The following is a 26,451-nucleotide window of genomic DNA, read 5'->3' on the forward strand; positions in this document are numbered from 1 at the left end:
CCCTGACCTCCCCGGAGGCGGCAGCACACCCGGCCCCACCCTGCCAGGTTCCGCTCAGGATCACCGGGCTAGCCTGGGTGCGACCGGCGCCGAGTCGCCTCGGCGCGCCGCGACCCGCAGATGGACCCCATGCCAGAGCCCAGAACTGCCGTTGCCCGCTCACCGTTGGGCACCGTCACCAGCTACCTCCGCAACGCCTGGCGCACTCTCACCGCCATGCGCACGGCGCTCATCCTGCTCTTCCTGTTGGCCGTCGCGGCCGTCCCGGGCGCACTGCTGCCGCAGCGCAGCCTCAACGAGGGCAACGTCAACGAGTACATCGCCGAAAACGGCTGGCTCGGCGAGCTCTACGACCGCCTGCAACTGTTCGACGTGTTCTCCAGCTGGTGGTTCACGGCGATCTACGTCCTGCTGTTCATCTCGCTGATCGGATGCCTCACGCCGCGCTCGATCGACCTGGTCAAGCAGCTGCGCACCCCGCCGCCGCTCACCCCGCGCAACCTGTCGCGCCTGCCGCACCACGCCGCCTACCGCACCACGGCCACCCCCGAGCAGGCCGCCGAGCAGATCCGCCGCGAACTCAAAGGCCGGGTCCGCCGCAACGACGGCGACGGCCGCGTCCCCGGCACCATCGAGCTGTCCTCCGAGCGCGGATACTCCCGCGAGGTCGGCAACATCGTCTTCCACTTCGGCCTGCTGGCGCTGCTCATCATGTTCGCGGCGGGCAAGTTCGTCTACGCGGAGGGCATGCGCGTCATCGTCGCCAACGCCGAGTCGCCGGCGTTCTGCAACACCACGCCCAGCGCGTACGACTCGTTCCGCGCGGGCCTGCTCGTCGACGGCACGGACCTCGAGCAGTTCTGCATCAAGGTCGAGGATTTCCGCGCCGACTACCTGCCCAACGGCCAGGCCGAGATGTTCACCTCCAACGTGCGCTACAGCGAAGAGGTCACCACCACGGACCCCGACACGTGGGAGCCGTACGAGATGCGGGTCAACCACCCCTTGCGCATCGGATCGACCCGCGTCTACCTGCAGGGCCACGGTTACGCGCCGACGTTCACGGTGACGTTCCCGAACGGCGAGACACGCACGGACACGCAGCACTGGCAGCCGACCGAGCTGCAGACCTTCTTGTCGTCGGGCATCATGCGCTTCGACCCGCCCGCGGGCATGTACCCGGACCTGGCCGAGCGGCGCACGCAACAGATCGCGATCCAGGGCCTCTTCGCCCCGACCGCCCAGTTCGACGGCACGCTGCTCAGCTCCCGGTTCCCCAGGATGGACGACCCGGCGGTGGCGATCGACGTCCACCGCGGCGACGCCGGCCTCGACACGGGCCGCCCGCAGTCGATCTTCTCCCTGGACTCCGACCTCATCGAGTCGGGTGTCCTCAACCGCGAGGCACGCGTCAACCTGAGGCCGGGCGAGTCCACCACGCTCGCCGACGGCACCGAGGTCCGCTTCGACGGCGCGGAGGAGTTCATCAACATCCAGGTCTCCTCCGACCCCACGCAGATCTGGGTGGGGGTGTCCGCCGCGGTCATGATGGGCGGGCTGGTGTTGAGCCTGATGGTGCGGCGCCGGCGGATCTGGGCGCGGGTGAGTGTCGACGACGACGAGGTCACCCGCGTCGAACTGGGAGGCCTCGCCAAGACGGACCGGTCCGGCTGGGGGAGCGAATTCGACGAGCTCCGCGATCGGCTGGTCGCGGCGTCGGCCGTCACACCCGTCTTGCCGGGTGGGGCTGATAAGGACCACACTTCATCTAGTCGCGGCACCGCCGGCGACGACGTGCGGAAGGACGACACCCGGTGATCACTTGGACCCTCGCGCAGGGACTGCCCGTTGACGAGACCCTGTCGACGTACTCGGACCTCGCCTTCCGGACGGCGTTCGGGATCTACGCCCTCGCGCTCGTCGCGTCGCTGATCTACTACGCGGGCTTCCGCGTCCCCAAGGTCTCGCACCAGCAGCTGGTCGGGGCCAGGCAGGGCGCAGCCGCCGGCGGGTCGGGAACAGTCGGTGGCTCGGACGTGGGCCTGACGGAGTCGCGGTCGCTCACCGACACCGGTGACGAGAACCGGGTGTCCGAGGGCAACGTGCGGTGGGCGCGCATCGCGCAGCTGTTCGTGGTGGTGGCGTTCCTGTTCCACGCCGGGTCGATGATCACGCGCGGGCTGGCCACGGACCGGTTCCCGTTCGGCAACATGTACGAGTTCATCCTCGGCACCACCCTGCTCGCCGTGGGCGCCGGGCTGGTGTTCCTGCGTAAGCCGGCACTGCAGACCGCGTGGCCGTTCATGCTGGTGCCGGTGCTGGTGCTGCTGTTCTTCGGCGGGACGCACCTGTACTCGGAGGCCGCGCCCGTGGTGCCGGCGCTGCGGTCGTACTGGCTGCCGATCCACGTCACGATCATCTCGCTGGGCTCGGGAATCCTGCTCGTCCCGGGCGTCGTGTCGATCATGTACCTCATCCGCGTGTGGCAGCCGCAGGGCGAGGAGCGGGGTTGGGGTGCGCGCCTGGCGCGCCCGCTGCCCGCCGCCGAGACCCTCGACCGGGTGGCGTACCGCGTCACGGTGATCGGCTTCCCGATCTTCGGCGTGGGCATCCTGCTCGGCGCCGTGTGGGCGGAGAGCGCGTGGGGCCGCTTCTGGGGCTGGGACCCCAAGGAGACGGTGTCCTTCATCTCCTGGGTGCTCTACGCCGGCTACCTCCACGCCCGGGCGACGTCGGGCTGGGGCCCCAAGAAGGCGGCGTGGATCAACATCGCCGGCTTCGCGGTGCTGGTGTTCAACCTGTTCTTCATCAACATCGTGGTCTCGGGCCTGCACTCCTACGCCGGGCTGAACTAGCCTCTGGCGAGTCATCGAAGCGTCACGACGTGATCCGCCCAGCCGGCGGCCGCGTCGCGGTCGTGGGTGATGGCGAGAACGCCGAGGCCGCGGTCGGCCCGCGCGCGCAGCACCTGCAGGACCAGGGCGGCGCTGTCCGGGTCCAGGTGGGCCGTCGCCTCGTCGGTGAGAAGGTAGAGCGGCTGCTGCGCGAGGGCCCGGGCCAGGCACGCGCGCTGCAGCTGACCGCCGGAGACCTCGCCGGGTCTGCGATCCAGCAGCGACGCCTCCAGCCCGACCTCCCGGGCGAGCGAGTCCACGTCCACGGCGATCCGCCGGCTCCGCCCGGGCAGGGCGATCATCCGCCGGAGCGTGAGTCGCGGGTCCGCCGCGGCCGCCGGGTCCTGGTCGAGCAGCGCGGTGTGTCCGGGCAGGCGCCCCCGCCGCGGTCGGACTTCGCTCGCCACGCCGGCCTCGGTCACGGTCACCGACCCGGAGGTGGGCGCGAGGAGCCCGGCGAGGAGCCGCGCGAGGGTGGTCTTGCCGCTACCCGAGGGGCCGACGAGCGCGGTGATCGTGCCCGCGGCGACGGAGAGGTCGGTCGGGGGCAGCGCCTCCGCGTCGGCACCCGGGTAGCGGAACGCGACGCCGGCGGCGACGAGGGTCACGGTGTCACCAGCTCCCCGGCGGGTGCGGTGGCGTCCGCGGGGGCGCGGTTGCCCTGGGAGGGGTCCGCAGGGCACAGGCGCCCTGCCTGCATCGACACGACCTCGTCGGCAGCACCGCTGGCTTCGAGCGCCACCAGGTCATGCGTTGCGAGCAGCACCGCGACACCGGTCTCGTCGGCCAGGCGCCGCAGCTGCCTCAGGACGGCGAGTGCGAGAGCGGGGTCGAGTCCGGCGGTGGGTTCGTCGGCGAGCAGCACCGACGGCCAGGTGCCCAGCGCGACGGCAATGGCCATCCGCCGCAGCTGGCCGCCGGAGAGCTGGTGCGGGTAGCGGTCGGCGAGCGCGGGGTCGACGCCCACCAGTCGGCACAGCGCGTCCACGTCGGCCGAGCTGCTGCCGGTGCCGCCCGCGCTGCCGCGGGCTGCCGCGACCGCGATTGACTCCTCCAGCTGCCCACGGATGTGCCGGGTCGGGGTGAACGCGTCGGCGGCGGTCTGCGGAACGTGGCCGGTCACGCCGCGGCTGTGCCCACCCACCCCGCTCCCACCCAACTCGATCCGGCCGGCGACCACCGAGCCCAGCGCCACGAGCCCGGCGCACGCGTCCAGCAGGCTCGACTTGCCGGCGCCCGACGGGCCGACGATCGCCACGACCCGACCGGGCTCGACGCGCAGGGACACCCCGTCCACCGCGGTCTCCCCGGCGTCCGCGCCGCTGCCCGCATGCCTCACCGTGAGACCGTCCACGCGGAGCGCCGCCCGGGTGGTGCGCGTCTCGTCGTCGTCACCGCCGGCCGACCCCACCCCCCGCCCCGCCCTGCCGGGTCCGAGCAGGGCCACGGCCACGGTCACGGCGATGAGCGCGGCGGTCGGGAACGCCAGCGGCCACCACCGGCCCACCAGCACGCCGGACTGGGACATGGCGACGAGTGTCCCCAGGCTCGCCCGCTCGGGGGACAGGCCGATCCCCAGGAACGACAGCGTCGACTCGTGCCACACGGCGTGCGGAACCATGAGCACCACGGCGAGCCCCGCCTGACCCGCGACCGCCGGCACCACGTGCCACCGCGCGACCTGCGCCGGGGACGCGCCCGCCGCGCGCGAGGCCGCCACGTACCCGGTGGCCATGACCTTCTGCGCCTCGGCCCGCACCACGCGCGCCACACCGGGCCAGTGCGTGAGCGCCAGGGCGAGCACGATCGCGGCGAGCGATCCGCGGAACAGCGCCACCACCACGACCGTCGCGAGCAGGTGCGGCACGGCGGCGACGGCGTCGGTGACCCGCATCAGCGCCGCGTCGACGCGCCGCCCGCCCGCCGCGGCCGCGGTCCCCACGACCACCCCGAGCACCCCGGCCAGCGCCGCGGACCCGGCGGCCACCGCCAGCGACACCCGCAGCGCCCGCGCGACCAGCGCGGACAGGTCGTGGCCGAGGGCGTCGGTGCCCATCGGGTGCGCGGGCGTCGGCGGCAGGTCGGCGGTGAGGTAGTCGGAGGCGGTCATCGCGTCGGGCGCGAACACCGGCCAGAGCAGCGCGAACGCCACGATCGCCGCGAGCATCGCCGTTCCCGCGATCCGCCGGGCGGCCGGCCGGACCGTGACCCGCCGCGCGGCCGGGACCTCACGCATCGATCCGCACCCTCGGGTCGGCGAGCAGCAGCAGGCAGTCGGCGAACCACGTGCCGGCGAGCACGGTCAGCGACGCGGCCACGGTCACCGCGGCGAGCAGCGCGAAGTCCGCCCCGAGCGCGGCGTCGACGGTCGCGGCGGCCAGCCCGGGCCACGCGAACACGGTCTCCACGACGAGCGAGCCCACCATCACCTCGGGCACGCGGGCGCCGACCAACGCGATGAGCGGCGCCCACGCCACCGGTGCGACGTGCCTGGTCAGGACGGTCCACTCGGCGAGGCCGCGGGCGCGCGCCTCGGCGACCGGCGGGGAGTCGGCGGCCTCGGTGACCGCGCGCCGGAACGCGAGCAGCAACCACGGCACCTGCCCCGCCGCCAGCACGCACGCCGGCAGCAGCCCGTACCGCACGACCCCGCCGATGGTGGCGGCCTCGCCGGGCGGGGCGGCGCCGGCCACGGGCAGCCACCGCAGCGCCACCGCGAACACCGCGACCGAGCCGAGCGCCAGCGCGAACGTCGGCACTGAGCTGAGCGCCACCGCGAGCCCGGCCAGGGCGCGGTCCACCGTCCCGTGGGGGCGCCACGCCGCGACGAGACCGGAGATGACGACGACGACGAGCGCGATGCCCACCCCCGCCGCCGACAGCCCCACGGTCCACGGGATCCGCTCGGCGAGCACCTGCACGACGGGTTGGCGGTAGGTGGGGGAATAGCCGCCGTCGCCGGTCGCGAGTCCCGCGATCCACCGGCCCCAGGCCTGCCACCAGGGCAGATCGGTGCCCAGGGCGGTGGCGGCGGCGGAGCGGTCGGCGTCGGTCATCCGCTCGTAGCCGGAGCCGAAGTGGGCGGTCAGCGGGTTGAGCGGCGAGGCGCCGGCCAGGGTGAACGCGGCGAGCGTCACGGCGAACACCACCACCGGCGCCGCCAGTGCGCGGCGGGCGGTGAGGCGGGTGAGCTCGGCGCGGCGCTCGAGCAGGCGGCGGATCACGGGCGGGCCGTCCAGCGGGCGATCGCCCACCACGGGCCCCAGGTCGCGCCGTGGACGTGCGGTTCGAGGATCGGCGCGGGGCCGGTGTGGCCGGTGTCGCGGACGAGGTAGGTGTGCTCGAGCGTGACGAGGAACAGGTGGCCGGGATCGCGCAGGTACGCCTGCTGGGCGCGGCGGTACAGGCGGGTCCGCTCGACCGGGTCGGCGGTGTGGCGGGCGGCGCCGAGGGCGCGGTCGACGTCCTGGTTCGCGTAGCCGCCGGGGTTGTCGAGCGGGCTGGAGGTGCGGGTGGCCGAGTGCAGGGTGCGGTGGGCCTGCGTGTCGACGGTGAAGGGGTTGTCGCCGCCGCCGAGCAGGATCGCGACCTCGGAGCGTCGCGCCTCGATCTCGTCCCACGTCGCGCCCCACAGCTCGACGGCCACGCCCAGCCCGCGCAGCTGGTCGGCGACCGCCGACGCGAGCTCGCGGCGCAGGGAGTCGGCGGCGGGGTAGGCGAGGACGAACTCTGCGCGGGCGGGGGCGCCGGCTGGCGCGGTGCCGTTTGGCGCGGTGCCGTTTGGCGCGCCCGCGCGGCGGGTGAGCACCCCGTCCGGCCCGGGCCGCCACCCGGCGGCCGCGAGCAGCTCGCGGGCCTCGGCCCGCCGGGCGGCGGGGTCGGAGTCAGCGCCGACTGCGGCGTCGGTGCCCGGCTCGTGCTCGGGGTAGGCGTCGGTGATGGGGGAGGAAGCGGGCCGGCCGTGGCCGGCGAGGACGTGCTCGACCAGGGAGTGGCGGTCGATGGCGGCCGCGAGCGCCCGGCGCACCGCCGGGTCGCCGGTGAACGGGTGGGCCATGGGCAGCGCGACGGCCCGCCAGTCGGCCGAGTTGACCGACACCAGCTCCGTGCCGTCGCGGCCGGCGAGACCGGAGGCGAGGGTCGGCGGCAGGACGGTGCCGTCGACCTCCCCGGTGAGGACCATCTGGGCGCGGGCGTTCTCGTCCGGCACCGACTTCAGGACGAGGGTGTCGACCTCGGGCGCACCGTCGCGATGGTCGGGGTTGCCGGTGAGGACGGCCTCGCCCGGGGACAGGCGCTCCAGCTGGTACGGCCCGGTGCCGACGGGATCGGTGTTGAGCGTCGACGCCGCCGCCGGCCCGGGCGCGAGCCGCTCGGAGGGAGCGATGCCCAGCAGGAGACGGGCGGGCATGCCCGGGTCGGGGGCGTCGAGCCGGAACCGCACGGTGAGCGGGTCTGGGGTCTCGACGCCCGCGATGGAGGTGTAGTCCGAGGCGATGGGCGAGCCCGAGGCGGGGTCGACGACCGCGCGGTAGGTAGCGGCGACGTCGCTCGAGTCCAGGGCGCTGCCGTCGTGGAACCGCACGCCCTCGCGGAGGCGGATGGTCCAGGTCAGGCCGTCGGCGCTGACCTCGGGCTCGGCCGCCGCCAGGGCCGGCACGAGGTCGGGCAGGTGTTCGTCGTCGGCGGCGTAGGGGCGTAGCAGGCCCTCGTACAGCGGGGAGACTCCGGTGGAGCCGTATCCCGAGACCGGGTTGAACTCGCCCAGTGGCGCGGAGTCGGCCAGGACGACGCGGTCGCCGGCGTCGGTACCGAGGCCGGCGCCGGTCCCGCTGCCCGGCCCACCCGCCCCGCCGGCCGCGGGCATCGCGCAGCCCGACGCGAGCACGCCCAGTGCGACGGCGGCGCCGGCGGCGGCGTAGAACGGTCTCACGAGCAGCTCCTGCCTGCGGGGGATACGTGTCCGCCCGGACACATACTGCGGTGAGCGTAGAGACGGAATGTGTCGCCGCTGTTACGGAGGAACCGATGGACGTCGACGACTGGGCCGCCCGGTTCGACCTGCTCGCCGACCCCACCCGGCTCGGGCTCCTCGCGCACATGCACCACGCCGGACCGGGCGTCGCGACGGTGTCCGACCTGGCTGGCGCCGTGGGCATCACCCGCAACGCCGCGTCCCAGGCGCTGCGGATCCTGCGCGAGCAGGGCTGGGTGTCCGCGACCCGGGACGAGACCGACGGCCGGATCGTGCGCTACACCCTCGTCGACGAGACCGTGCACCGGATCCTGCACCTCATGGGTGCGCGACACGACTGAGCGCGGCGTAACACGGGCGACATGAGCGGGTCACCGCCGCGGAACCCGGTCTGGATACACATGGAGCGCATCGCCGGCCCTCCAGGAGAACCCATGCCCTCGCTCACACGCCTGTACACCCGCGCCGATCTGGCTCTGGCCGCCGTCGACGCCGCGGCGGTGCGGCGATTCCCCGACACGCCACCCACCCGGCAGCCCGTGCACACCCTGTACCTGCCCGCCGACCGCGTCGGCGCCGGCGTGGTGGCCGAGACGGGGGCGGCCGCGCTCGCGGCGTTCGACGAGCACCTGCCGAACCCCGGTGCCCTGCGGAGGGTGTTCAGGGCATGCCTGGTCAGCGGTGGTGCGGAGGGCCAGACAGAGTCCTCGGAGCTCCACGCACTGGTCCGGGCCAAGCTCGAGCGGGAGCCGATCGAGGACCTGCGCATCGACTTCGAGGACGGCTTCACCCAGCGCGGCATACCCGCCGTGCTGCGCGACTGCGCCGAGGACGCCCACGTCGACCGGGTGCTCGCCGAGGTGGTGACCCGGCCCGGCGACGCCCTGCCGCCGTTCTGGGGACTGCGCTTCGGCTCCTTCGACCCGACCACCCGGCGCCGGGGAATCCGGACCTTCGTCCGGGTGGTCGAGGGTCTCGCCGCCGCGCCGGACCGCGACTCCCTGCTGGCCGGGTTCCGGCCCACCCTGCCAAAGGTCACCGCCGTCGAGCAGGTGCGCGTCATGGCCGCGCTGTGCCGCGACCTCGAGTCCGCCCACGGTCTGGCCGCGGGCACGCTGCGGTTCGAGATCCAGATCGAGACCCCCCAGTCGATCTGCGGCCCCGACGGCACGGCGCTGGTCGCGCGGCTCGTCCACGCCGCCGACGGCCGCTGCGTCGGGCTGCACTACGGCACCTACGACTACTCGGCCTCCCTCGGTATCGCCGCCGCGTACCAGGCCATGGACCACCCGGCCGCCGACCACGCCAAGGCCGTCATGCAGGTCGCCGCCGCCGGCACCGGCGTCGCACTGTCGGACGGGTCGACCAACCGACTGCCCGTCGGCGAGGCCGACGCGGTCCACGACGCCTGGCGGTTACACGCCACGCTCGTCGACCGCTCCCTGCGCCGCGGCTTCTACCAGGGGTGGGACCTGCACCCCGCCCAGCTCGTCTCCCGCTACGTGGCGACCTACGCCTTCTACCGCCGCTCGGTGCCCGACGCGTGCGCCCGGCTCGCCGCCTACCTCGGCACCGGACCCGACGCCGGCTACCTCGACGAACCCGCCACCGCCCGCGCCCTGGCCGCGTTCTGCCTGCGCGCCCTCGACTGCGATGCCGTCACCGCCGACGAGATCACCACCCGCGCCGGACTCGGCCGGGATGACCTGGTCACCCTGACCCGGCCGGGAGCCCGACCACAGGAGAGCAGATGACCCACCCCGACCTCGTGATCCGGGCGCCCCGGGCGATCGTCGACGGCGCGGAGAGATCCGCCCTCGTCGTCGTCGCCGATGGCACCATCACCACCGTCGACACCGCGCCGGGCGCCCTCGACCGGCCACCCACCGGTGCCCGGACGGTGACCCTGCCCGGCGACACCGTCCTCCTGCCCGGCCTGGTCGACACGCACGTGCACGTCAACGAACCCGGCCGCACCGACTGGGAGGGATTCGCCAGCGCCACCCGCGCCGCGGCGTGCGGCGGCGTGGCCACCCTCATCGACATGCCGCTCAACTCCAGCCCCGTCACCACCAGCCCCGCCGCGCTCGACGCCAAGCTCGCCAGTACGCCCGGGACACTGCACGTCGACGTCGGATTCTGGGGCGGAGCGGTGCCGGAGAACCTCGGTCGACTTCGCGCACTGTGGGACCGCGGCGTGTTCGGGTTCAAGTGCTTCCTGCTGCACTCGGGCATCGACGAGTTCCCGCCACTGGACCCCGCGCAGATGGAGGCGGCCATGGCCGAGATCGCGGGGTTCGGTGGGCTGCTCATCGTGCACGCCGAGGACGCCGGCACCATCGCAGCGCAGACGCCGCCGTCGGGTCCCGCGTACGCCGGGTTTCTCGCCTCGCGGCCCGTCGACGCCGAGGTGCGCGCGATCGCGCAGGTCATCGACGGCGTCCGCCGCACCGGGTGCCGCGCCCACATCCTGCACCTGTCCGCCGCAGCTGCGCTACCGCTCATCCGCGACGCCAAGGCCGAGGGGCTGCCGCTGACCGCGGAGACGTGCCCGCACTACCTGTCGCTGTTCTCCGAGGAGATCCAGCCCGGCGCCACCCACTACAAGTGTTGCCCGCCGATCCGCGAGGCCGGTAACCGCGAGGCGCTGTGGGAAGGGCTGCGCGACGGGACGATCGACCTGGTCGTCTCCGACCACTCGCCGTGCGTGCCCGAGCTCAAGCGCTTCGACACCGGCGACTTCGGGCAGGCGTGGGGCGGGATCGCCTCGGTGCAGCTGGGACTGCCGATCATGTGGTCCGAGGCCCGCCGGCGAGGGATGGGCCTCGCCGACGTGGTGCGGTGGATGGCCTCGGCGCCCGCCGCGTTCGCGGGCCTGTCCGACCGGGGCGCGATCCGTCCCGGCGCCCGCGCCGACCTGGTGGTCCTCTCGCCCGACGACGCGTTCGTCGTGCTGCCCGAGCGGCTCCAACACAAGAACCCCGTCACCGCCTACGCCGAACGCGCCCTCGCCGGTGTGGTGCGCGAGGTCTACCTGGCCGGCCGGCGCGTGGACCTCGGCCAGCCCGCCGCCGGTCGGCCGGTGACCAGGCCCGGCGCCCCGGAACTCAGTCCCGCCACCCCGCCCGCCCGAACGGAGATCCCCACATGACCGCCGCCTCACCCCCCACGCCCGCCTTCCTCGCCCTCCCGGACCTGGCCTCGCGTGCCCTGGCCGGCGCGGTCGTGTACGCCGACGACGAGTTCTTCGCCGAGAAGGAGAACCTGATCCTGCCCGGGGAGCCCCTGTTCGACCCGACCCTGTTCGGGCACAAGGGCAAGATCTACGACGGGTGGGAGACGCGGCGGCGGCGCACGCCGGGCCACGACGCGGCGATCATCCGGCTGGGCGTGCCGGGCGTGGTCCGGGGCGTCGTGGTGGACACCGCCTTCTTCCGCGGAAACTACCCGCCGCAGGTCGCGCTGGACGGGGCGTGGATCGACGGCTATCCGGACCTCGGGCAGCTCGCCGCGGCGCCGTGGCGGCCGCTGGTCGAACCGTCGTCCGCGCAGGGCGACACCCGGAACCCGTACGCGGTGGCCGACGAGCACCCCGTGACGCACGTGCGGCTGCGGATGATCCCCGACGGCGGCGTCGCCCGGCTGCGCGTGCACGGCGAACCGACCCCTGACCCGCGTTTCCTCGCCGGGACCGTGGACCTCGCGGCGGCGGAGAACGGCGGCCGGGTCATGGACTGCTCCGACCTGTTCTACTCGTCGCCGGCCAACATCATCGCGCCCGGCCGGTCCCGCCACATGGGCGAGGGCTGGGAGAACGCGCGCCGCCGCGACAACGGCAACGACCACGTGACGGTGGCACTCGCGGACGCCGGCACGGTGGACCACGTGGAGATCGACACCTCCTACTACATCGGTAACGCCCCCGGTTCGGGGTCCCTGCACGGCATCCGCAGGGCCGAGGACCTCGAGCGACCCGAGGCGTGGGTCGAGCTCGTGCCCCGAACCCCGCTGCAGCCGGACACCCGTCACCGGTTCCTCGTGCCTCACACCGAACCGGTGCGGTTCGTCCGCCTCGACGTCTTCCCCGACGGCGGCATCGCGCGGCTTCGTGTGCACGGCCGGCTCACCTCGGACGCGCTCGAGGCGATGGCGGCGCGGCTGCCGCGGGGCTGATCTGCGCCCACGCGCCGTAACAGCCCGCGCCCCCGCGCGAAACACCGCGGCAACCCGGCCGCGCCACGATGAGCGCATGGAGCGCGTCCTCGAGACCTTGAGCAGATGGCGGGCCGAGGGCGTGCCGTGCGCCCTGGCCCGTGTCGTGGCCACGGGCGGGTCGGCTCCGCTCGCGCCCGGCACGGCGATGGTCGTCGCCGCGACCGGCGCGGTGGCGGGCGGGGTGTCCGGGGGCTGCGTCGACGGTGCCGTGTTCACGCTGTGCCAGCAGGTCCTCGACGACGGGCGCCCGGTCACCACGGTGTTCGGTCCCGACGGTGACGAGCTCCTCGGCGTCGGCCCCACCTGCGGTGGGAACCTGGAGGTGTTCGTCGAACTCCTCCCGCCGCGCGCCGGCCAGGGCTCGCGCGCGGCCCACCCCGTCGACGTGCTCGCGCGCGCCGTGGGGGAGGGCCGGCCCGCGGTGGCGGCGACCGTCCTCGACGGCCCCCGCGCCGGTGAGTGGGCGGTCCGTGCCCCCGGCGGTGACGGCGACAGGGATGACGACAGGGACGACGACGAGGTGCCGCCGTGGGCGCGCGGGCCGATGGCGGCGGCGGACGCCGGCGCCGCGGGACCGGCGGTGGTGCCCGCCGAGATCGCCGGGCGGGCGAGTCGCGTGTTCGTGCACCCGCTCGTGGCCCCGCGGTTGCTGGTGTTCGGCGCGACCGCGTTCGCCGAGGCGCTGGTCCCACTGGGGGCGGGGCTGGGATACCGGGTGACGGTGTGCGATGCGAGGCCGGTTTTCGCCGCGGCCGGGCGGTTCCCCGCCGCGGAACAGGTCGTCCGGTGCTGGCCGGACGAGTTCCTGCGGCGGACCCCGGTGGACGCCACCACGGCGATCTGCGTCCTGACGCACGACCCGAAGTTCGACATCCCGCTGCTGCTCGCGGCCCTGAACACCGCAGCTGGGTACGTGGGTGCGATGGGCAGCAGACGGACCCACGCCGAGCGGGTCGCGCGGCTCTCCGAGCTCGGCGTGAGTGAGGCCGAGTTGAGCCGACTCTCCGCGCCGATCGGTCTCGACCTCGGCGCCCGTACTGCTGCCGAGACCGCCCTGTCGATCGCCGCCGAGTTGGTGGCCCGCCGCAGGGGCGGCACCGGCGCGCGACTGGTGGAGATGGACACGTCGATCCACCGTCGCGCGCCGAGTTCTGCTGTCCCGGCCCCTGACCCGCCGTCGCCGCCGTCGCCCCCCCCCTGCCTTCGACCGACACCACCGACGCACTTCCGGGAGGAAACACATGACCACTGACCAGACCGTCCCCGACCTGGCCGTCCGCGACCAGAACGTCCCCGACCAGACCGTCCCCGACCAGACCGCCTTCCACGTACCGATCGTGGACCTGACGCCGTACGTCGCCACCGGGTCTGACGAGGGGGCCGCCGAGGGGACCGCCGACGATCGAACCCGCGTCGCCCGCGAGATCGACGACGCGTGCTCGACGGTCGGATTCATCCAGATCGTCGGTCACGGCATCCCACCGGAGGTGATCGACGGACTGGCGGGCGCTATCGACGACTTCTTCGCCTTGCCGCTGGAGACGAAGAAGGCCTACCGCGTGGCCGGCGCCAACCGCGGGTACAGCCCGCCGAAGAGCGAATCCCTCAGTCTCAGCCTGGGGGTGGAGTCCGCCGACCGGATGAACGACTTCTTCGAGGCGTTCAACGTCGGTGTGGAGGCTCGCTCGTTCACCGGACTGGGGCTGTCGGAGGACGACTACGGCATCAACGTCTGGCCCGAGGTAGCGCACTTCCGCGAACGCGTCGAGACCTACTTCAGCGAGGCGTCCCGCGTCGCGCGCGTGCTCACGCGGGTCTTCGCCGATGCCCTGGGCCAGCCGCCGGAGCTGTTCGACCGGCTCACCGACCATTCGATCGACGTCCTCCGCATGGTCAATTATGCCCTCGACGAGGGGCCGGTCACCCTCGACGGCGACCTCCGCGGGATGGGCGAGCACACCGACTTCGGCCTCGTCACCGTCCTCTGGGCCGACAGGGTCGCGGGCCTGCAGGTTCTCGGCCCCGGCGGGGTCTGGCATGACGTGCAGCCCGTCGAGGGCGGCCTGCTGGTCAATCTCGGGGACCTCACCGCCCGCCTCACCAACGACCGGTGGATGTCGACCCTGCACCGCGTCGCCCCGCCCGTCGTCGACGGCCGGATCATGCGCCGCCGCTCGGCCGCGTTCTTCCACGACGGGAACGTCGACGCCGTCGTAGAGACCCTGCCCGAGTTCGCCGGCCCGGGCGGGGACGCCTACGACCCCGTCACGGTCCGAGACCACATCGCCGCGAAGCTCGCCGGCTCCCGTCACGGCAAGGCCAACACCGCGGCGGTCCGAGAGGCAGCCAGAGTCCGCGCGGCAGCGCACCCACCCCTCTCCGCGGCCCCGGCCGTCCACGGGCCGTCGGCTGGGCGGTGACCACCGCCGCCACACCGGCCTCACGGCGCCGTAACACCACCGAAAAGCGGCGCTGCCAGACTCAGGATCGACACCGCGACGGTGCGGTCGGCCCCGCCGACCCGGCCGGCGGGGCGACCGACGCCCCGACGGACGAGTCATTCGTCAGGCAGCGGCGCGGAGTCCGCCCGGGCGCAGGACCCGGGCACGCCCGGAAGCCCCGGGCCAGACGCCACAGGAGACGTCCATGACCTCCGTGATCTCCGAGATCCCCCAGCTCGACCACGCGACCGGGTCCCGTCGCCTGCCCGACGCCGACGCCCGACTGGCGCGGCTCGCCGCGCGCGTGCGCGAGGACATCGAGACCACCAGCCACGTCCGCGACTGGATCCCCCGCGACGACAGCTCGCCCGACCTGGACGTCCTCGTCATCGGCGGCGGTCAGGCCGGGCTGGGAACCGCGTTCGCGCTGGGGCGCCAACGCATCGACCGCGTCCTCGTGGTGGACGACGGCCCGGCAGACCGCGTGGGCTGCTGGGATCGCTACGCCCGCATGCACACTCTGCGGAGCCCCAAGCACATGCGCAGCATCGAGTTCGACGTCCCGTCGCTGCACGTCCGCCGGTGGTTCGAGGCCGTCTACGGCGAGGAGGCGTGGGCGGAGATCGACCTCGTGCCGCGGCTGGACTGGAACGACTACCTGCGGTGGTATCGCGACATCACCGGCCTCACGGTGCGCCACCACACTCGGGTGACCGCCGTGCACCGGCCCACGACGCCGGACGGCCCCTTCACCGTGGAGCTGACGGGCGCTGGCACGGGCGGCAATGCGGCCGGCACGTCGGTGACCGCGCGGCGGATCGTCTTCTCGCTCGGGTTGGCCGGCGGCGGCGGGCAGCGCGTGCCGGGTGTCGTCCGGTCGCTGCCACGCGAGCGGTGGTTCCACACCGAGGATCCGATCGACTTCGACGCCCTGCGCGGCCTGCGGGTGGCCGTCCTCGGTGGCGGGGCCTCGGGATTCGACAACGCTGCCACCGCGCTGGACCACGGTGCCGCGCGTGCGGACGTGTTCCTGCGCCGCGAGACCGTCCCCGGCTCCAACCCCTTGCGTTGGATGGAGTTCCCCGGGATGCAGGAACGCTTCTACGACCTGGACGACCGGGCCAAGTGGGACTTCACCCTCCTCAGCGGCGGTCTGCCGCAGCCGCCCACCCAGCACACGGTGTGGCGCTGCTTCGCCCACCCCGACTTCGCCCTGCACACCGGCTGCGGGTGGGACGGCGTCGAGGTGGTCGACGACGGCGCGGGCGGGAGCGAGCTTGCGATCGACACCCACGCCGGCCGTGTCCGTGCCGACGTCGTGATCAGCGCCACCGGATACGAGGTCGACCTGCGGCGTCGCCCGGAGCTGTCCGAGTTCGTCGACGACATCGCGCTGTGGGCGGACGTCCACGACTTCGCCGCGGACCACCCCGCGGGCCGCAGCCCCTACCTCGGGCCGGGTTTCGAGTTCACCGAGCGACACCCGGGGACCGCGCCGTGGATCACGCGGCTGCACCACTTCTCCACCGGCGCACGCACCTCGATGGGGGTCACCGGCAACCAACTCTCGGGGATCTACGGCGGGATCAGCCGGATCGCGGGGACCGTCACGACGGCGATCACCCGGGAGAACTGGGGTCGCCTGGCCTCCGACTTCGCCGACTTCGAGTTCCGCGAGGTGCACACGGTCGGCCCGCACGGCCCCACGGACGGACCGTATCCCACCCGGCCGAGGTACTGACATCGCGATGGCCTCAGAACGGTGGCGGGACATCGTCGACCGGTCCGGGTGGTCTAATCTCGGGCTCCCGACGAGGACGCTGTCGTTCGGTCTCGGCCATCGCGCGGAACCGGCGGCGGTCAGCAGCGCGCCGGTGCCGCAGGTGCGGCCGCCGCCGCGCGATCGCTGAACCGCTGCCGGTCCGGCCCGCTTCGGCGGCCTCCTGCTGTCGGTGACTGGACTCGGAATGCCGCGGCGCGGCGAGACCCGCCAGTGGCCCGGTGGGCTGACTCGCGACGCGGGTGCCGGGGTCCGGGTCCGGATGGTTCGGCCCGTGCATCCAGATGTAGGTGCCGTCCACGTCTCGGTAGTACGCCCAGATGCCGTCGGTCTTGAGTCGGTGATGGCATCGGCACAGTGATCCCAGGTCATCGGATGTGGTGTGGCCACCCCGGTCTGGATCGTCGTGGTCGAACGGGATGATGTGATCGAGGTCCGATTTCTCGGCGGGCGTCTGACATCCGGGGAAGACGCAGGTGCCGTCGCGCCCCCGACAGAAACGTGCGAGGGCTCCCGAGGGGGTGTATCGGAGGGCGGCGTCGGAGTCGGGGTCGGCCAGGTCCGCGAGGGAATCGATCCTGCGGCGGGCGCTGCGCTCGAGTTCGTCGGCGGTGTGGCCGGTGACGGGGCCGTATCCAGCCAGCGTCACGCCGCGGTTGTCCGGGGTGCCGTCGTCGTAGGCGTTGATGATCACGCGCCGTGCGGCGGTGCGGGCCTCTGGGTCGGTGGGATGCTCGCCGTCGGGATCGGGCAGGCAGGCCCACCCGCGGCTGAGGGCCAGCAACCCGGCGGCACGGAGTTGCCCGATCGACCGTGGATCGTCCTTCGAGGCGGTCCGGGCGATGGCCTCGATACGGTCCGCGATCTCCACAGCCGATTCCGCGGTGAGAGTGGCGGAGATGAGTGCCCGGTCGTCGGCCAGCGGGATCATCTCCACGTCCTCGTCCTGCCGCGCCTGGCGGGCCCGGGCGTCGGCCCCCACCGGATCGCAGGCCCGGACCGTCTTTCCGAGCATCTTGCGCAGGGGCCCGGGCCGGGGCGGATGGGTGCGGCGTCTCGTGGGGGCCAGCCCCTCGCTAATCCTCCGGTCGAGCTCCGGCATCAGGTGGTCGGCGACCATCGCCGTCTCCTCGGCGATGGTGTGGGCTGCGAGGAGCCCGATCCACCCGGTCGCCACCAGCGCCGCGGTGCGGGGGAGCCGTTCGGTGAGCTCGACGGCAGTGGTGACGAGCCTGGTCGCCCGGTGGCGAGACATACCCATCGAGACGCCGAGCATGGAGGCCGCAGTTTCCCAGGGATCGCGGTACCGGTCTCGATCGCCCGCGAGTTGCACGCAGTCGTAGGCGAAGGCGAGCGAGCGGCCCTCGGCGGCGTTGATGACTCGTTGCGCCAGGTAGCCGTGTCGCTGGTTGACGTCCCACTCGCTGAAGGCGTCGGGCACGATGACCTCCAACTCGGGCCCGGTCGCGGTGCGGAACCCCGGTGGAGGAAAGGGCGGGTCCCCGGTGTCCTCGGGCCCGGGATGGACTGCGGGGCTCTCCTCGCCGGCTCGGCTCGGTCGGTCCCGGTGCTGTCCCTCTGACTCGGACGCGCGCGTGTCTTTCGTAGCCATGATTCGACGCTATGTTCGAGATACGACATCGTCTGGCGGCATCGGCCGGAGCGGGCTCGACCGGACCCTGTCGGACGGACCGCCGAAATGGCGCGTGCGTGCGCTGACCTGCGGTGCCCTGCGGACGCCGCGCAGGGCACCCCAGGTCAGAATGTCGCCGAGGTTTCCCGGCGGGTGGCGCGGCAGGGGAGGGCCGTGTCGCGACCACTCGGTAGGTGCGTCGGCGGATGGGGGCATGCCGCAGCCCTGCCCAAGGGTCCGACCTGGGGTGCCCTGCTCGCGGTGTGCAGGGCACCCCAGGTCGCGGCCTCGGGCGACCGGGCGACCCCGAGCGCCTGGGGTGCTGAGGCATGCGGCCGGACCGGTGCCCTCAGCCGGGCCTGGCCACGATGAGGCAGGCCTGCTCGCCCTGGGGGACATACCAGCGGTGGGGCAGGGTGCCGTCGTAACGGGCCACGTCGCCGACGTCGAGTCGGCTCGTCGCGCCGCCGACGTCGAGCAGGATGGTGCCGCGGGTGACGTAGAGCCACTCGTTGCCGGGGTGCTCGAAGAGCCGGCCGGGGACGTGGTTGGTTTCGACGAACTCGAGGAACTGGGTACCGTTCGGGCCGCCGGGGAGGAGGCGGGTGTGTCCGCCGACGGTGCCTTCCGAGCGGGTGAGCACAGCCCCCTCTGTGGCGCGACGAATGTCCACGCCGCGATCGGGGGAGCCGGGGCCCGCTGCGGGGTCAGTGGTGGAGCTGACCGCTTCCAACAAGTGGGCCTGCGTGGTGCCGAGTGCGTGGGCCAAGCCCTCGAGCGTGGCCATGCTCGGGGCGGCCTTGCCCCGCTCTATCTGGCTCAGGAACGGCTGCGAGATCCCGGCTTGACCCGCTACCTCGACGAGCGTTAGTCCGAGCTGGCGGCGGTGGTGACGGATGCGCGCGCCGAGGCGTTCCTGGCCGTCGCCTTGAGCGGTGCTCATCTGTCCTCCTGGCGGGCTGGCGGTCTGGCGGTCTGGCGGTCGGTGGACGGACGGGTCGGTTACACACCGGAACCATGAGGTAATCGCCCGGCAACACGGAACCACCAGACTCAGCGCTATTGACGAGGTCAATATCCCGCGTCTGGCTCGGAATGACAAGCGCTACTCCAGCGGCCGCTGCGGGACCGTTCGGCAGAGCAGGAGAACAGGGTCCGTGGACATACTCACCCTCCAGCGCGGGACCGCCGCGCCTACGACCCCGGCCCCGAATCTGGCCCAGACACCTGCGCCGGCGCAGTGGGCACCGGCGCGCGCCACCGCCCCCGGTACGACGAAACACCCGCGGCAGGTCGACCGCATCGCCGGGGTGCGACTGGTCGACGGTCGCGTGGTCGACCTGGACATCGTCGGCGACACGGTCGTGGCGGTCCGCGCCCCAGGCGGCGCCGGCGATGTCGGCGGTTGCGCCGCCAGTCTCACCGGTGCCGCGGCGGCTCCGGGCCCGGCGATCATCGACGGCCGCGGCTTTCTCGCTCTGACGGCGCCGGCCGAGCCGCACGCCCACCTCGACAAGGCGCTGAGCTGGGGCTCGACCCGCCCACCGGGGTGTGACCTCGGCGAAGCGATCGAGGCCTGGCGGGCCCACGCCGCGACCGTGGACACCCACGAGATCCACGCCCGTGCCCTGATCGCCGCGCGGCGCCTGGTGGCCAACGGCACGACGGCGGTCCGGAGCCACGTGGATCTGCACTCCGACGGCGACCCGCTCCGCGGCGTGCGGGCCCTCGTGCGGGTCCGTGACGAGCTCGCCGAGGTGCTGGACCTCCAGATTGCCGTGATGGTCCGCGAGGAGGACAGCGGCGCCCGCGTCCGAGCCGCGATCGCGGCCGGGGCTGACCTCATCGGCGGCGCCCCGCATCTGGCCACGGACACCGCCGCCGAGACCCACCGGCTCGTCGACCTCGCCGAGGAACTGGGCACAGGCGTCGACCTGCACGTCGACGAGTTCCTAGACGGGGACCACGCCATGCTCGGCCCGTTCACCGACAGGGTAGCGGCGTGGGAGCCCGGTCGGATCCGGACCGCGGGGCACTGCTGTCGGATCGGCGCCCTGGACGCCGCCAGGCAGGCGGGCGCGGCCGTCGCGCTGAGCGGGGCGGGCGTCGGGGTGGTGACGCTGCCGATCACCAACCTCTACCTGCAGGGCCGTGCCGAGTGCACGTCCACTCCGCGCGGCCTGCCGCCGATCCGCACACTCCTCGACGGCGGCGTCACCGTGGCGGCGGGTGCCGACAACGTCCGCGACCCCTTCAACCCGGTGGGCCGCTCCGACGCCACCGAGACCGCGATGTTGCTGGTCGTGGCAGCCCACCTCGACATGGACACCGCGTGGCACCTGGTCACCGACGGCGCCCGCGAGGTCATGGGCCTGCCGCCCGCCGGCCCCGAGGTCGGTCGCCGCGCCGATCTGCTGCTCGTCCGCGCCAGTGGGATCGACGACGTGATCGCCGACGCGCCCGCCGACCGGATCGTCCTGCGAGCAGGCCGCGTGGTGTCCGCGAGGGCAGCCCTCGTCGTCGACCCCTTCACGCCGTCCAGCGCCGCCCCGACCCCCGCGACCACCACCCCCGCCACGAGTGAGGAGACCCCATGACCACGCCCTCGGTCACCACCCAGTCCACTGCGCCGACCACATCACCACCCACCGCCTCGCCCGGCTCCGAGCTCCTCGGCTTCTCCGACGTCGGCGTGACCTACCCCAACGGCACCCGCGCGCTCGACGGCGTCGACCTGCGGATCCGCGCAGGCGAGTTCGTCAGCGTGGTGGGCCCCTCCGGCTGCGGCAAGTCGACGCTGCTCAGCCTGGCCTCTGGGCTGGCCACGCACACCGACGGCTACATGCAGACCGGGACCGACCGCATCGGCTACGTCTTCCAGGACGCGACCCTGCTGCCGTGGCGCACCGTCGCGCAGAACGTGGAGATGCTCGCCGAACTCGACGGCATCCCCCGAGTCGAGCGGCGCGACCGCGCGGCGGCAGCGATCGAACTGGTGGGCCTCGCCGGGTTCGAGCAGTCGCTGCCCCGCGAGCTCTCCGGCGGCATGAAGATGCGCGTCTCCCTGGCGCGGTCCCTGACGTTGGATCCGGAGTTGTTCCTGTTCGACGAGCCGTTCGGGGCGCTCGATGAGATCACCCGCCAGCGGCTCGGCGACGAGCTGTTGGGGCTGTTCGCGGCCAAGCGGTTCGCCGGGCTCTTCATCACCCACTCGGTCGCGGAGGCGGTGTACCTGTCCACCCGTGTGGTGGTCATGTCCGGCCGGCCGGGGCGCATCGTCCACTCGGTCGACGTGCCGTTCGGCCCGGCGCGCGACCCCGAGATCCGCTACACGGCGGAATACATCAACCTCGTCGGCGAGGTTTCCCAGGCGCTCGAGGAGGCACACTGATGAGAGGCACACTGATGAACGGGATCACCGCCCGCGCCTCCGGGCCGACTGTGGGTACCGACGGCGACGACGAGGTCATCACCTCCGACGTGGGCAGCGACCCCGTCACGGGACCGGCCGGGGGAGCGGAGACGCCCCCGGTGGTCCGTAGCCGGCAGTGGCTGTCGGCCGACGGACCCGCGGTGCGCTACGGTGGGCCGCTCGCGGTTCTCGCCGCGGTGCTGGGCCTGTGGTACTTCGTGAGCTACGCGGTGCTCGAACCGTCGCGGCGGTTCCTGCTGCCGGCGCCGCACGTGGTGGTCACTGACGGCCTGTTCGGGCCCGACATGCCGGACATGCTCGAGGCGCTCGGGCGGACCGCGACCGTCGCGCTGACCGGGCTGGCGATCGCGTTCGTGATCGGAGTGGTGTGGGCGGTCGTGATGAGTCAGGAGAAGTGGGCCGAGCGCTCGCTGTTCCCGTACGCGGTGGTGCTGCAGTGCATCCCGATCCTCGCGCTGGTGCCGCTCATCGGGTTCTGGTTCGGCTTCGGTTTCACCGCCCGGGTGTTCGTGTGCGTGCTCATCGCGTTGTTCCCGATCGTCTCCAACACCCTGTTCGGGCTGAAGTCCGTCGACCCGGGCCTGCGCCGGCTCTTCACGCTGCACCACGCCGGCCGGTTGACGGTGCTGCGCAAGCTCGAGGCCCCCGCCGCCCTGCCGGCGCTGTTCGAGGGTCTGCGGGTGGCGGCCGGGCTGTCGGTGGTCGGCGCGATCGTCGGCGACTTCTTCTTCAAGCAGGGGGAGCCGGGGATCGGCATCCTCATCGACACCTTCCGGGCGCGGCTGCAGGCGCCGGAGTTGTTCGCCTCGATCATCCTGGCCTCCCTGCTCGGCGTGGCCGTGTTCCTGTTCTTCGGCCTGCTCTCGCGCCGGGTCGTGGGGAGTTGGTACAACCCGGACACCGATCGCTAGTCGCTACCGTGCGTCACCAGCCGTAACGACACACGACCGAACCCGCAACACCGCCGAAACACGGCCGATGTTCACTCTTCGTTATTGATCACATCAATACGCCCATCGGCACCCTTCACCCGCCATCCGATCCAGGAGTTCCCATGCGACGAACCGTCACCCGCACCGACACCCCCCGTCCCACCGCGCCCCGGTCCGCAGTCTCCGTGGCCGCGCTGTGCGCCCTCGGCGCCGTCACCCTCACCGCCTGCGGCGGCTCCGAGTCCGCAGAGGCCTCCGGCTACAGCGGCGAGATCGGCGCGGTCGACCTCAGCGACGTGTGCGCGGAGAAGATCGTGGTCCAGACCGACTGGAACCCCGAGGCCGAGCACGGCCACCTCTACGAACTGCTGGGCCCCGAGCCGACCATCGACGCCGGCGCCAAGTCGGTCTCCGGGCCGCTGTTCGCCTCCGGCGAGTACACCGGCGTGGACATCGAGGTCAGAGCCGGCGGCCCGGCCATCGGGTTCCAGCAGGTCACCGCACAGATGTACCAGGACCCCGACATCATGCTCGGCTACGTGGACGCCGACCAGGCGGTCCAGAACTCGCTGAACAACCCCACCATCGGCGTCTTCGCGCCGCTCGACATCAACCCGCAGATGATCATGTGGGACCCCGAGACCTACCCGGACGTCGAGACGGTCGCCGACCTCAAGGACGAGAACACCAGGGTCCTGTACTTCGAGGGCAACGCCTACATGGACTACCTCCTCGGTGAGGGCGTCCTCGACCCCGCCCAGGTTGACGGCAGCTACGACGGCTCGCCCTCGAACTTCGTCGCCTCCGGCGGCGCGGTCGCCCAGCAGGGCTTCGCCAGCGCCGAACCGTTCATCTACGAGAACGAGGTCCCCGAATGGGGAAAGCCGGTCGCCTACCAGCTGCTCCACGACCTCGGCTACCCGATCTACAAGTCGATGATGGCCGTCCGTAGCGCCGAACTCGAGGACGACGCCGCGTGCCTCGAGAAGCTGGTGCCCGTGCTGCAGCAGGCAGAGGTCGAGTACTTCGAGGACCCGGCGCGCACCAACGCGGTGATCGTCGACGCCGTCGAGCAGTTCAACACCGGCTGGGTCTACAGCGCCGAGCTCGCCGACTTCGCGGTCGAGGCCATGCTCGAGCGCGAGCTGGTTGGCAACGGCCCCAACGCCACGATCGGTGACTTCGAGGAGGACCGCCTCGCCGACATGGTCTCCAAGGTCAAGGGCGTCTACGAGGCCGCGAACGTCGAGATCGCCGCCGACGTCTCGCCCGAGACCGTCGCCACCAACCGCTTCATCGACCCGGCCATCGGGCTCAAGTGACCGGTGCTCGAGTGAGCCCTGCCGCCCTATCCGAACGGAGACCCTCGTGACCGCGACAGCCACCGACGCGACCACCCACGCGACCGCCGATGTCGCCGGCCTGGTCGACGACCTGCTCGAGCTGCTCGGCCCCGACGCCGTCCGCACCGACGACCATGCCCTGGACAGGGCCTCCAGGGACGGCTCCTACCTCAGCCCGATCCTGCGGGCCCAGTGGCCGATCGGCCGCCCCGAGGTGGTGTGCCGACCGACCACCGTGGAGCAGGTGTCCGCCGTGGTCCGCGCGGCCGTGCGCCGCCGCGTGCCTATCACCTCGCGGGGAAAGGGCACCGGCAACTACGGGCAGGTCGTCCCCCTGCACGGCGGGCTCGTGCTGGACATGACCGCGCTGCGCGGGATCGACCACGTGGACCCGGAGGCGGGTGTGGTCACCGCCGAGGCCGGCGTCCGGATGCTCACGTTGGAGAAGCGGCTGGCCGACCGGCACGGCAGACAGCTGTGGATGTACCCCTCGACCGTGCAGTCCACGTTGGGCGGCTTCCTCGCCGGGGGGTCGGCCGGCACCGGCACGATCGTGCACGGCCGCAACCACGAGGGGTTCGTCGAGGCGCTCGACGTGGTGTTCGCCCACGAGGACGCCGAGATCGTCCACCTGGAGGGGGCGGACGCCCAGCCGTTCGTCCACACCTACGGCGTCGCGGGGATCATCGTGCGCGCGACGGTCCGGATCGAGCCGCTTCAGGACTGGCGGTGCGTGTACGCGAGCTTCGCCGACCACCACGAGGCGTTCGACGCCGTGCGGCGGGTGCACCGGGTCGAGCCGGCGCCGCGCCTGTGTTCGGCCGACGGGGCGCACGTCGCGTCCTGCCTGCCCGACGACGACGCGATCCCCGCGGGACGGGCGAGCCTGCGGACGATCGTCGACGCCGCCGCGGTCGAGCAGGTCGAGGCGGTCGTCGTCGAGGCCGGGGGAGTGGTCGAGGCGGTCCGCAAGGGGGTCAACGAGTCGATCAAGGTCTCCACCCTGTCGTACAACCACCCGACCCACTGGCTGCAGAAGGCCGAACCGGACACGTGGTTCCACATGGAATGCCAGGGCGACGCACTGGTCGAGCGACTCGACGAGGTGGAGGCCGTCTACCCGGGCGGCACCCTCCACCTCGAGGCCGGCCACGGGCGGATGTTCGGGATGCTCAACGGTCACTTCACCACGGCCGAGGCGGCATACGAGGGCGTGCCCGCGCTCGAGGCCCTCGGGGTGCGCGTGCACTCGCCGCACCAGTACCGGGTGGACCACGGCACCGAGGCCGTCCGGGCCCTGGCGGCACGTACTGACCCGTTCGGCCTGCTCAACCCGGGCCGGTGGGACGCGTGATCGGGCGGCAGCGGCGCTACGCCGACCTCACCACCGTCGAGGCCGCTCGCGTCGGGGTCGAGGATCCGATCGCCGTGATCCCCGCCGGCGCGATCGAGCCCCACGGCCCGCACCTGCCGCTGGCGACCGACCTGCTCGTCGCCGAGCACGTGGCCGCCCGCGCGGTGGCCGCCGCCGGTGAGGCGGGCGTGGATGCCTGGCTGATGCCCGCGCTCGGATACACCAAGAGCGACGAGCACGCCAACCTCACCGGGGCCCTGTGGATCAGCGGCGAGACACTGTTCCGGCAGGTCGTTGAGCTGGGGTCGGCGCTGCGGGCCAGTGGGTTCGGGCGGGTGTTGTTCGTCAACTGCCACGGCGGCAACTCGGCGCTACTCGAGGTGGCGCTGCGAGAACTGCGCCGCCGCTCCGGCTTGCGGACCTTCCTCTACGCCGGCCGGGCCGAACCGGGCCCCACCGAGCTGGGAATGGGTATCCACGCCGGGTGGGCGGAGACGTCGATGATGCTGCACCTGCATCCCGAGCTGGTCGACATGTCCGCGGCTGAGGCGAGGGTGCCGGACGGGATCGCCGGCTGCGAGCACATCGGGTTCACCGGCCCGGTGAAGTTCGGCTGGCTGGCCGATGACCTGTCCGACACCGGGGTGATCGGCGATCCGACCGGGGCCGACGCCGACACCGGCGTGCGGTTGGTGGCCCGGCACGTGGAGACCGTGGTCGGCGCGCTGGGCGAGATCGCCGCGTTCGACCCGGCGCGAGGCGTCACGGCCGTCGCGACCGCGGCCGCTGCTCACTCTGTCGGTCGAGGCACCCGATGACCGCCGCCGAGGCCTCCGACATGACGCCCGACGTCGCGCCCGTGGTCACCATGCCCGGGCCCACCGACGACCCGCTCGAGGCGATGGTCGCGTGGTTGGCGATCGATCCCGATGACCCGCCGCTGGGCGTCCTGGCCACCGTCGGCCCCGACGGCACCCCGCACTGTCGGCACCTGCTGGTCTCGGGGGCCACGGCGGAGGGACCGACCTTCCACACGGACTCGCGGTCGCAGAAGTCGCTCGATCTGGCGGCCGATCCGCGGGCGACGCTCGTGGTGGTCGCCCCGGACCGGACCCGCCAGCTCACCGTCACCGGTGTCGCCGAGCCGACGGACCGGGCCGAGCGACTGCAGAGCTATGACGCCCGCTGTGAGTACCTCAAGCTCCTGGCCTGGACCAATGACGATGCCACGGCCGAGCTCGGACCGCCCGGCCGTCGCCGGGTGTGGGCGGCGGCCGTCGACCGACTGGGCCCGTCGCCGGTGCTGCCCCCCGAGACGTGGTTGGGCATGCGGATCCGCCCCGAGACGGTGACCTTCTGGGCCGCGGGACGGGCGGAACCGTCCCACCGCCGTCGGTTCGTGTCGGACGGGCAGCGGTGGCGGGCCGTCGAACTGCCCGGCTGAGCAGCCG

22 protein-coding genes are annotated in these 26,451 nt (G+C 73.0%); 16 read left to right on the forward strand and 6 right to left on the reverse strand.

The annotated features are described in order from the left end of the window. The first annotated feature begins 129 nt into the window (after positions 1-129). Entirely contained in the window at positions 130-1,818 is a 1,689-nt protein-coding gene (gene resB / locus DPA01S_RS07125; RefSeq protein WP_061228019.1) for a cytochrome c biogenesis protein ResB, read from the forward strand. Further along, entirely contained in the window at positions 1,815-2,855 is a 1,041-nt protein-coding gene (gene ccsB, locus DPA01S_RS07130; protein WP_061228001.1) for a c-type cytochrome biogenesis protein CcsB, read from the forward strand. The genes resB and ccsB overlap by 4 nt, the downstream gene beginning before the upstream one ends. Positions 2,856-2,866: 11 nt before the next feature. Here ccsB and DPA01S_RS07135 read toward each other — a convergent pair whose 3' ends face one another. Genes DPA01S_RS07135 through DPA01S_RS07150 form a run of 4 tightly spaced genes read right to left on the reverse strand, consistent with a single transcriptional unit; the run spans position 2,867 to position 7,827 of the window. Next, on the reverse strand, positions 2,867-3,502 hold the full coding sequence (locus tag DPA01S_RS07135) for an ATP-binding cassette domain-containing protein (RefSeq protein WP_061914879.1): 636 nt from the start codon (positions 3,500-3,502) through the stop codon (positions 2,867-2,869). Then, a complete protein-coding gene (locus DPA01S_RS07140; RefSeq protein WP_061914882.1) occupies positions 3,499-5,130 on the reverse strand; it encodes an ATP-binding cassette domain-containing protein in 1,632 nt (543 codons plus the stop codon). Before DPA01S_RS07140 ends, DPA01S_RS07135 begins: the two co-directional genes overlap by 4 nt. Continuing rightward, positions 5,123-6,151: an ABC transporter permease gene (locus tag DPA01S_RS07145; RefSeq protein ID WP_232303053.1), complete on the reverse strand. Its 1,029-nt coding sequence runs from the start codon at positions 6,149-6,151 to the stop codon at positions 5,123-5,125. Before DPA01S_RS07145 ends, DPA01S_RS07140 begins: the two co-directional genes overlap by 8 nt. Further along, positions 6,115-7,827, reverse strand: coding sequence for an ABC transporter substrate-binding protein (locus tag DPA01S_RS07150; protein WP_061914884.1), 1,713 nt, complete (start codon positions 7,825-7,827; stop codon positions 6,115-6,117). Before DPA01S_RS07150 ends, DPA01S_RS07145 begins: the two co-directional genes overlap by 37 nt. Before the next feature lie 95 nt (positions 7,828-7,922). On the opposite strand from DPA01S_RS07150, the gene DPA01S_RS07155 reads away from it, so the two are divergent. The 7 genes from DPA01S_RS07155 (at position 7,923) to DPA01S_RS07185 (ending at position 16,266) form a co-directional block, all read left to right on the forward strand. Next, positions 7,923-8,210: an ArsR/SmtB family transcription factor gene (locus DPA01S_RS07155; RefSeq protein WP_061914887.1), complete on the forward strand. Its 288-nt coding sequence runs from the start codon at positions 7,923-7,925 to the stop codon at positions 8,208-8,210. 93 nt (positions 8,211-8,303) lie between these two features. Beyond that, the gene (locus DPA01S_RS07160; RefSeq protein WP_061914890.1) at positions 8,304-9,623 is read left to right on the forward strand and encodes a DUF6986 family protein; all 1,320 of its coding nucleotides are present in this window, start codon (positions 8,304-8,306) and stop codon (positions 9,621-9,623) included. Next, a complete protein-coding gene (allB, locus tag DPA01S_RS07165; protein WP_061914892.1) occupies positions 9,620-11,020 on the forward strand; it encodes an allantoinase AllB in 1,401 nt (466 codons plus the stop codon). Before DPA01S_RS07160 ends, allB begins: the two co-directional genes overlap by 4 nt. Further along, positions 11,017-12,042: an allantoicase gene (gene alc / locus DPA01S_RS07170; RefSeq protein ID WP_061914895.1), complete on the forward strand. Its 1,026-nt coding sequence runs from the start codon at positions 11,017-11,019 to the stop codon at positions 12,040-12,042. The genes allB and alc overlap by 4 nt, the downstream gene beginning before the upstream one ends. A 76-nt stretch (positions 12,043-12,118) precedes the next feature. Further along, entirely contained in the window at positions 12,119-13,336 is a 1,218-nt protein-coding gene (locus tag DPA01S_RS07175; RefSeq protein WP_084374719.1) for an XdhC family protein, read from the forward strand. After that, positions 13,326-14,504 carry an isopenicillin N synthase family dioxygenase gene (locus DPA01S_RS07180; protein WP_083324357.1) on the forward strand — a complete coding sequence of 393 codons (1,179 nt, stop codon included), beginning with the start codon at positions 13,326-13,328 and terminating at the stop codon, positions 14,502-14,504. The genes DPA01S_RS07175 and DPA01S_RS07180 overlap by 11 nt, the downstream gene beginning before the upstream one ends. Positions 14,505-14,730: 226 nt before the next feature. After that, a complete protein-coding gene (locus DPA01S_RS07185) occupies positions 14,731-16,266 on the forward strand; it encodes an NAD(P)-binding domain-containing protein (RefSeq protein WP_061914898.1) in 1,536 nt (511 codons plus the stop codon). A gap of 13 nt (positions 16,267-16,279) precedes the next feature. Here DPA01S_RS07185 and DPA01S_RS07190 read toward each other — a convergent pair whose 3' ends face one another. Next, positions 16,280-17,917, reverse strand: coding sequence for an HNH endonuclease signature motif containing protein (locus DPA01S_RS07190; RefSeq protein WP_084374721.1), 1,638 nt, complete (start codon positions 17,915-17,917; stop codon positions 16,280-16,282). 370 nt (positions 17,918-18,287) lie between these two features. Then, positions 18,288-18,881 (reverse strand): helix-turn-helix domain-containing protein, encoded by a 594-nt coding sequence (locus DPA01S_RS07195; protein WP_061914904.1) that lies wholly within the window; start codon positions 18,879-18,881, stop codon positions 18,288-18,290. A gap of 214 nt (positions 18,882-19,095) precedes the next feature. On the opposite strand from DPA01S_RS07195, the gene DPA01S_RS07200 reads away from it, so the two are divergent. The 7 genes from DPA01S_RS07200 (at position 19,096) to DPA01S_RS07230 (ending at position 26,444) form a co-directional block, all read left to right on the forward strand. After that, positions 19,096-20,535: an amidohydrolase family protein gene (locus tag DPA01S_RS07200; protein WP_061914907.1), complete on the forward strand. Its 1,440-nt coding sequence runs from the start codon at positions 19,096-19,098 to the stop codon at positions 20,533-20,535. After that, entirely contained in the window at positions 20,532-21,329 is a 798-nt protein-coding gene (locus DPA01S_RS07205; protein WP_061914909.1) for an ABC transporter ATP-binding protein, read from the forward strand. Before DPA01S_RS07200 ends, DPA01S_RS07205 begins: the two co-directional genes overlap by 4 nt. Beyond that, on the forward strand, positions 21,329-22,282 hold the full coding sequence (locus DPA01S_RS07210; protein WP_239550511.1) for an ABC transporter permease: 954 nt from the start codon (positions 21,329-21,331) through the stop codon (positions 22,280-22,282). Before DPA01S_RS07205 ends, DPA01S_RS07210 begins: the two co-directional genes overlap by 1 nt. A 143-nt stretch (positions 22,283-22,425) precedes the next feature. Then, positions 22,426-23,625, forward strand: a complete 1,200-nt coding sequence (locus tag DPA01S_RS07215) for an ABC transporter substrate-binding protein (RefSeq protein WP_232303054.1) — start codon at positions 22,426-22,428, stop codon at positions 23,623-23,625. A 46-nt stretch (positions 23,626-23,671) separates the two neighbouring features. Next, positions 23,672-25,000, forward strand: a complete 1,329-nt coding sequence (locus DPA01S_RS07220; protein ID WP_141763928.1) for an FAD-binding oxidoreductase — start codon at positions 23,672-23,674, stop codon at positions 24,998-25,000. Continuing rightward, positions 24,988-25,818 (forward strand): creatininase family protein, encoded by an 831-nt coding sequence (locus DPA01S_RS07225; RefSeq protein WP_061914912.1) that lies wholly within the window; start codon positions 24,988-24,990, stop codon positions 25,816-25,818. Before DPA01S_RS07220 ends, DPA01S_RS07225 begins: the two co-directional genes overlap by 13 nt. After that, positions 25,815-26,444 carry a pyridoxamine 5'-phosphate oxidase family protein gene (locus DPA01S_RS07230; RefSeq protein WP_061914915.1) on the forward strand — a complete coding sequence of 210 codons (630 nt, stop codon included), beginning with the start codon at positions 25,815-25,817 and terminating at the stop codon, positions 26,442-26,444. Before DPA01S_RS07225 ends, DPA01S_RS07230 begins: the two co-directional genes overlap by 4 nt. The last annotated feature ends 7 nt before the right edge of the window (positions 26,445-26,451 follow it).

The organism is Dietzia papillomatosis NBRC 105045 (assembly GCF_001570845.1).
Classification (GTDB): Bacteria; Actinomycetota; Actinomycetes; order Mycobacteriales; family Mycobacteriaceae; genus Dietzia; species Dietzia cinnamea.

Excerpts from the sequence above, each read along its gene's own strand:
- resB (WP_061228019.1), top strand. The coding sequence starts at position 130 with ATGCCAGAGCCCAGAACTGCCGTTGCCCGCTCACCGTTGGGCACCGTC.
- DPA01S_RS07140 (WP_061914882.1), bottom strand. The coding sequence starts at position 5,130 with ATGCGTGAGGTCCCGGCCGCGCGGCGGGTCACGGTCCGGCCGGCCGCC.
- DPA01S_RS07155 (WP_061914887.1), top strand. The coding sequence starts at position 7,923 with ATGGACGTCGACGACTGGGCCGCCCGGTTCGACCTGCTCGCCGACCCC.
- DPA01S_RS07160 (WP_061914890.1), top strand. The coding sequence starts at position 8,304 with ATGCCCTCGCTCACACGCCTGTACACCCGCGCCGATCTGGCTCTGGCC.
- allB (WP_061914892.1), top strand. The coding sequence starts at position 9,620 with ATGACCCACCCCGACCTCGTGATCCGGGCGCCCCGGGCGATCGTCGAC.
- alc (WP_061914895.1), top strand. The coding sequence starts at position 11,017 with ATGACCGCCGCCTCACCCCCCACGCCCGCCTTCCTCGCCCTCCCGGAC.
- DPA01S_RS07175 (WP_084374719.1), top strand. The coding sequence starts at position 12,119 with ATGGAGCGCGTCCTCGAGACCTTGAGCAGATGGCGGGCCGAGGGCGTG.
- DPA01S_RS07180 (WP_083324357.1), top strand. The coding sequence starts at position 13,326 with ATGACCACTGACCAGACCGTCCCCGACCTGGCCGTCCGCGACCAGAAC.
- DPA01S_RS07185 (WP_061914898.1), top strand. The coding sequence starts at position 14,731 with ATGACCTCCGTGATCTCCGAGATCCCCCAGCTCGACCACGCGACCGGG.
- DPA01S_RS07190 (WP_084374721.1), bottom strand. The coding sequence starts at position 17,917 with ATGGCTACGAAAGACACGCGCGCGTCCGAGTCAGAGGGACAGCACCGG.
- DPA01S_RS07195 (WP_061914904.1), bottom strand. The coding sequence starts at position 18,881 with ATGAGCACCGCTCAAGGCGACGGCCAGGAACGCCTCGGCGCGCGCATC.
- DPA01S_RS07205 (WP_061914909.1), top strand. The coding sequence starts at position 20,532 with ATGACCACGCCCTCGGTCACCACCCAGTCCACTGCGCCGACCACATCA.
- DPA01S_RS07210 (WP_239550511.1), top strand. The coding sequence starts at position 21,329 with ATGAGAGGCACACTGATGAACGGGATCACCGCCCGCGCCTCCGGGCCG.
- DPA01S_RS07215 (WP_232303054.1), top strand. The coding sequence starts at position 22,426 with ATGCGACGAACCGTCACCCGCACCGACACCCCCCGTCCCACCGCGCCC.
- DPA01S_RS07230 (WP_061914915.1), top strand. The coding sequence starts at position 25,815 with ATGACCGCCGCCGAGGCCTCCGACATGACGCCCGACGTCGCGCCCGTG.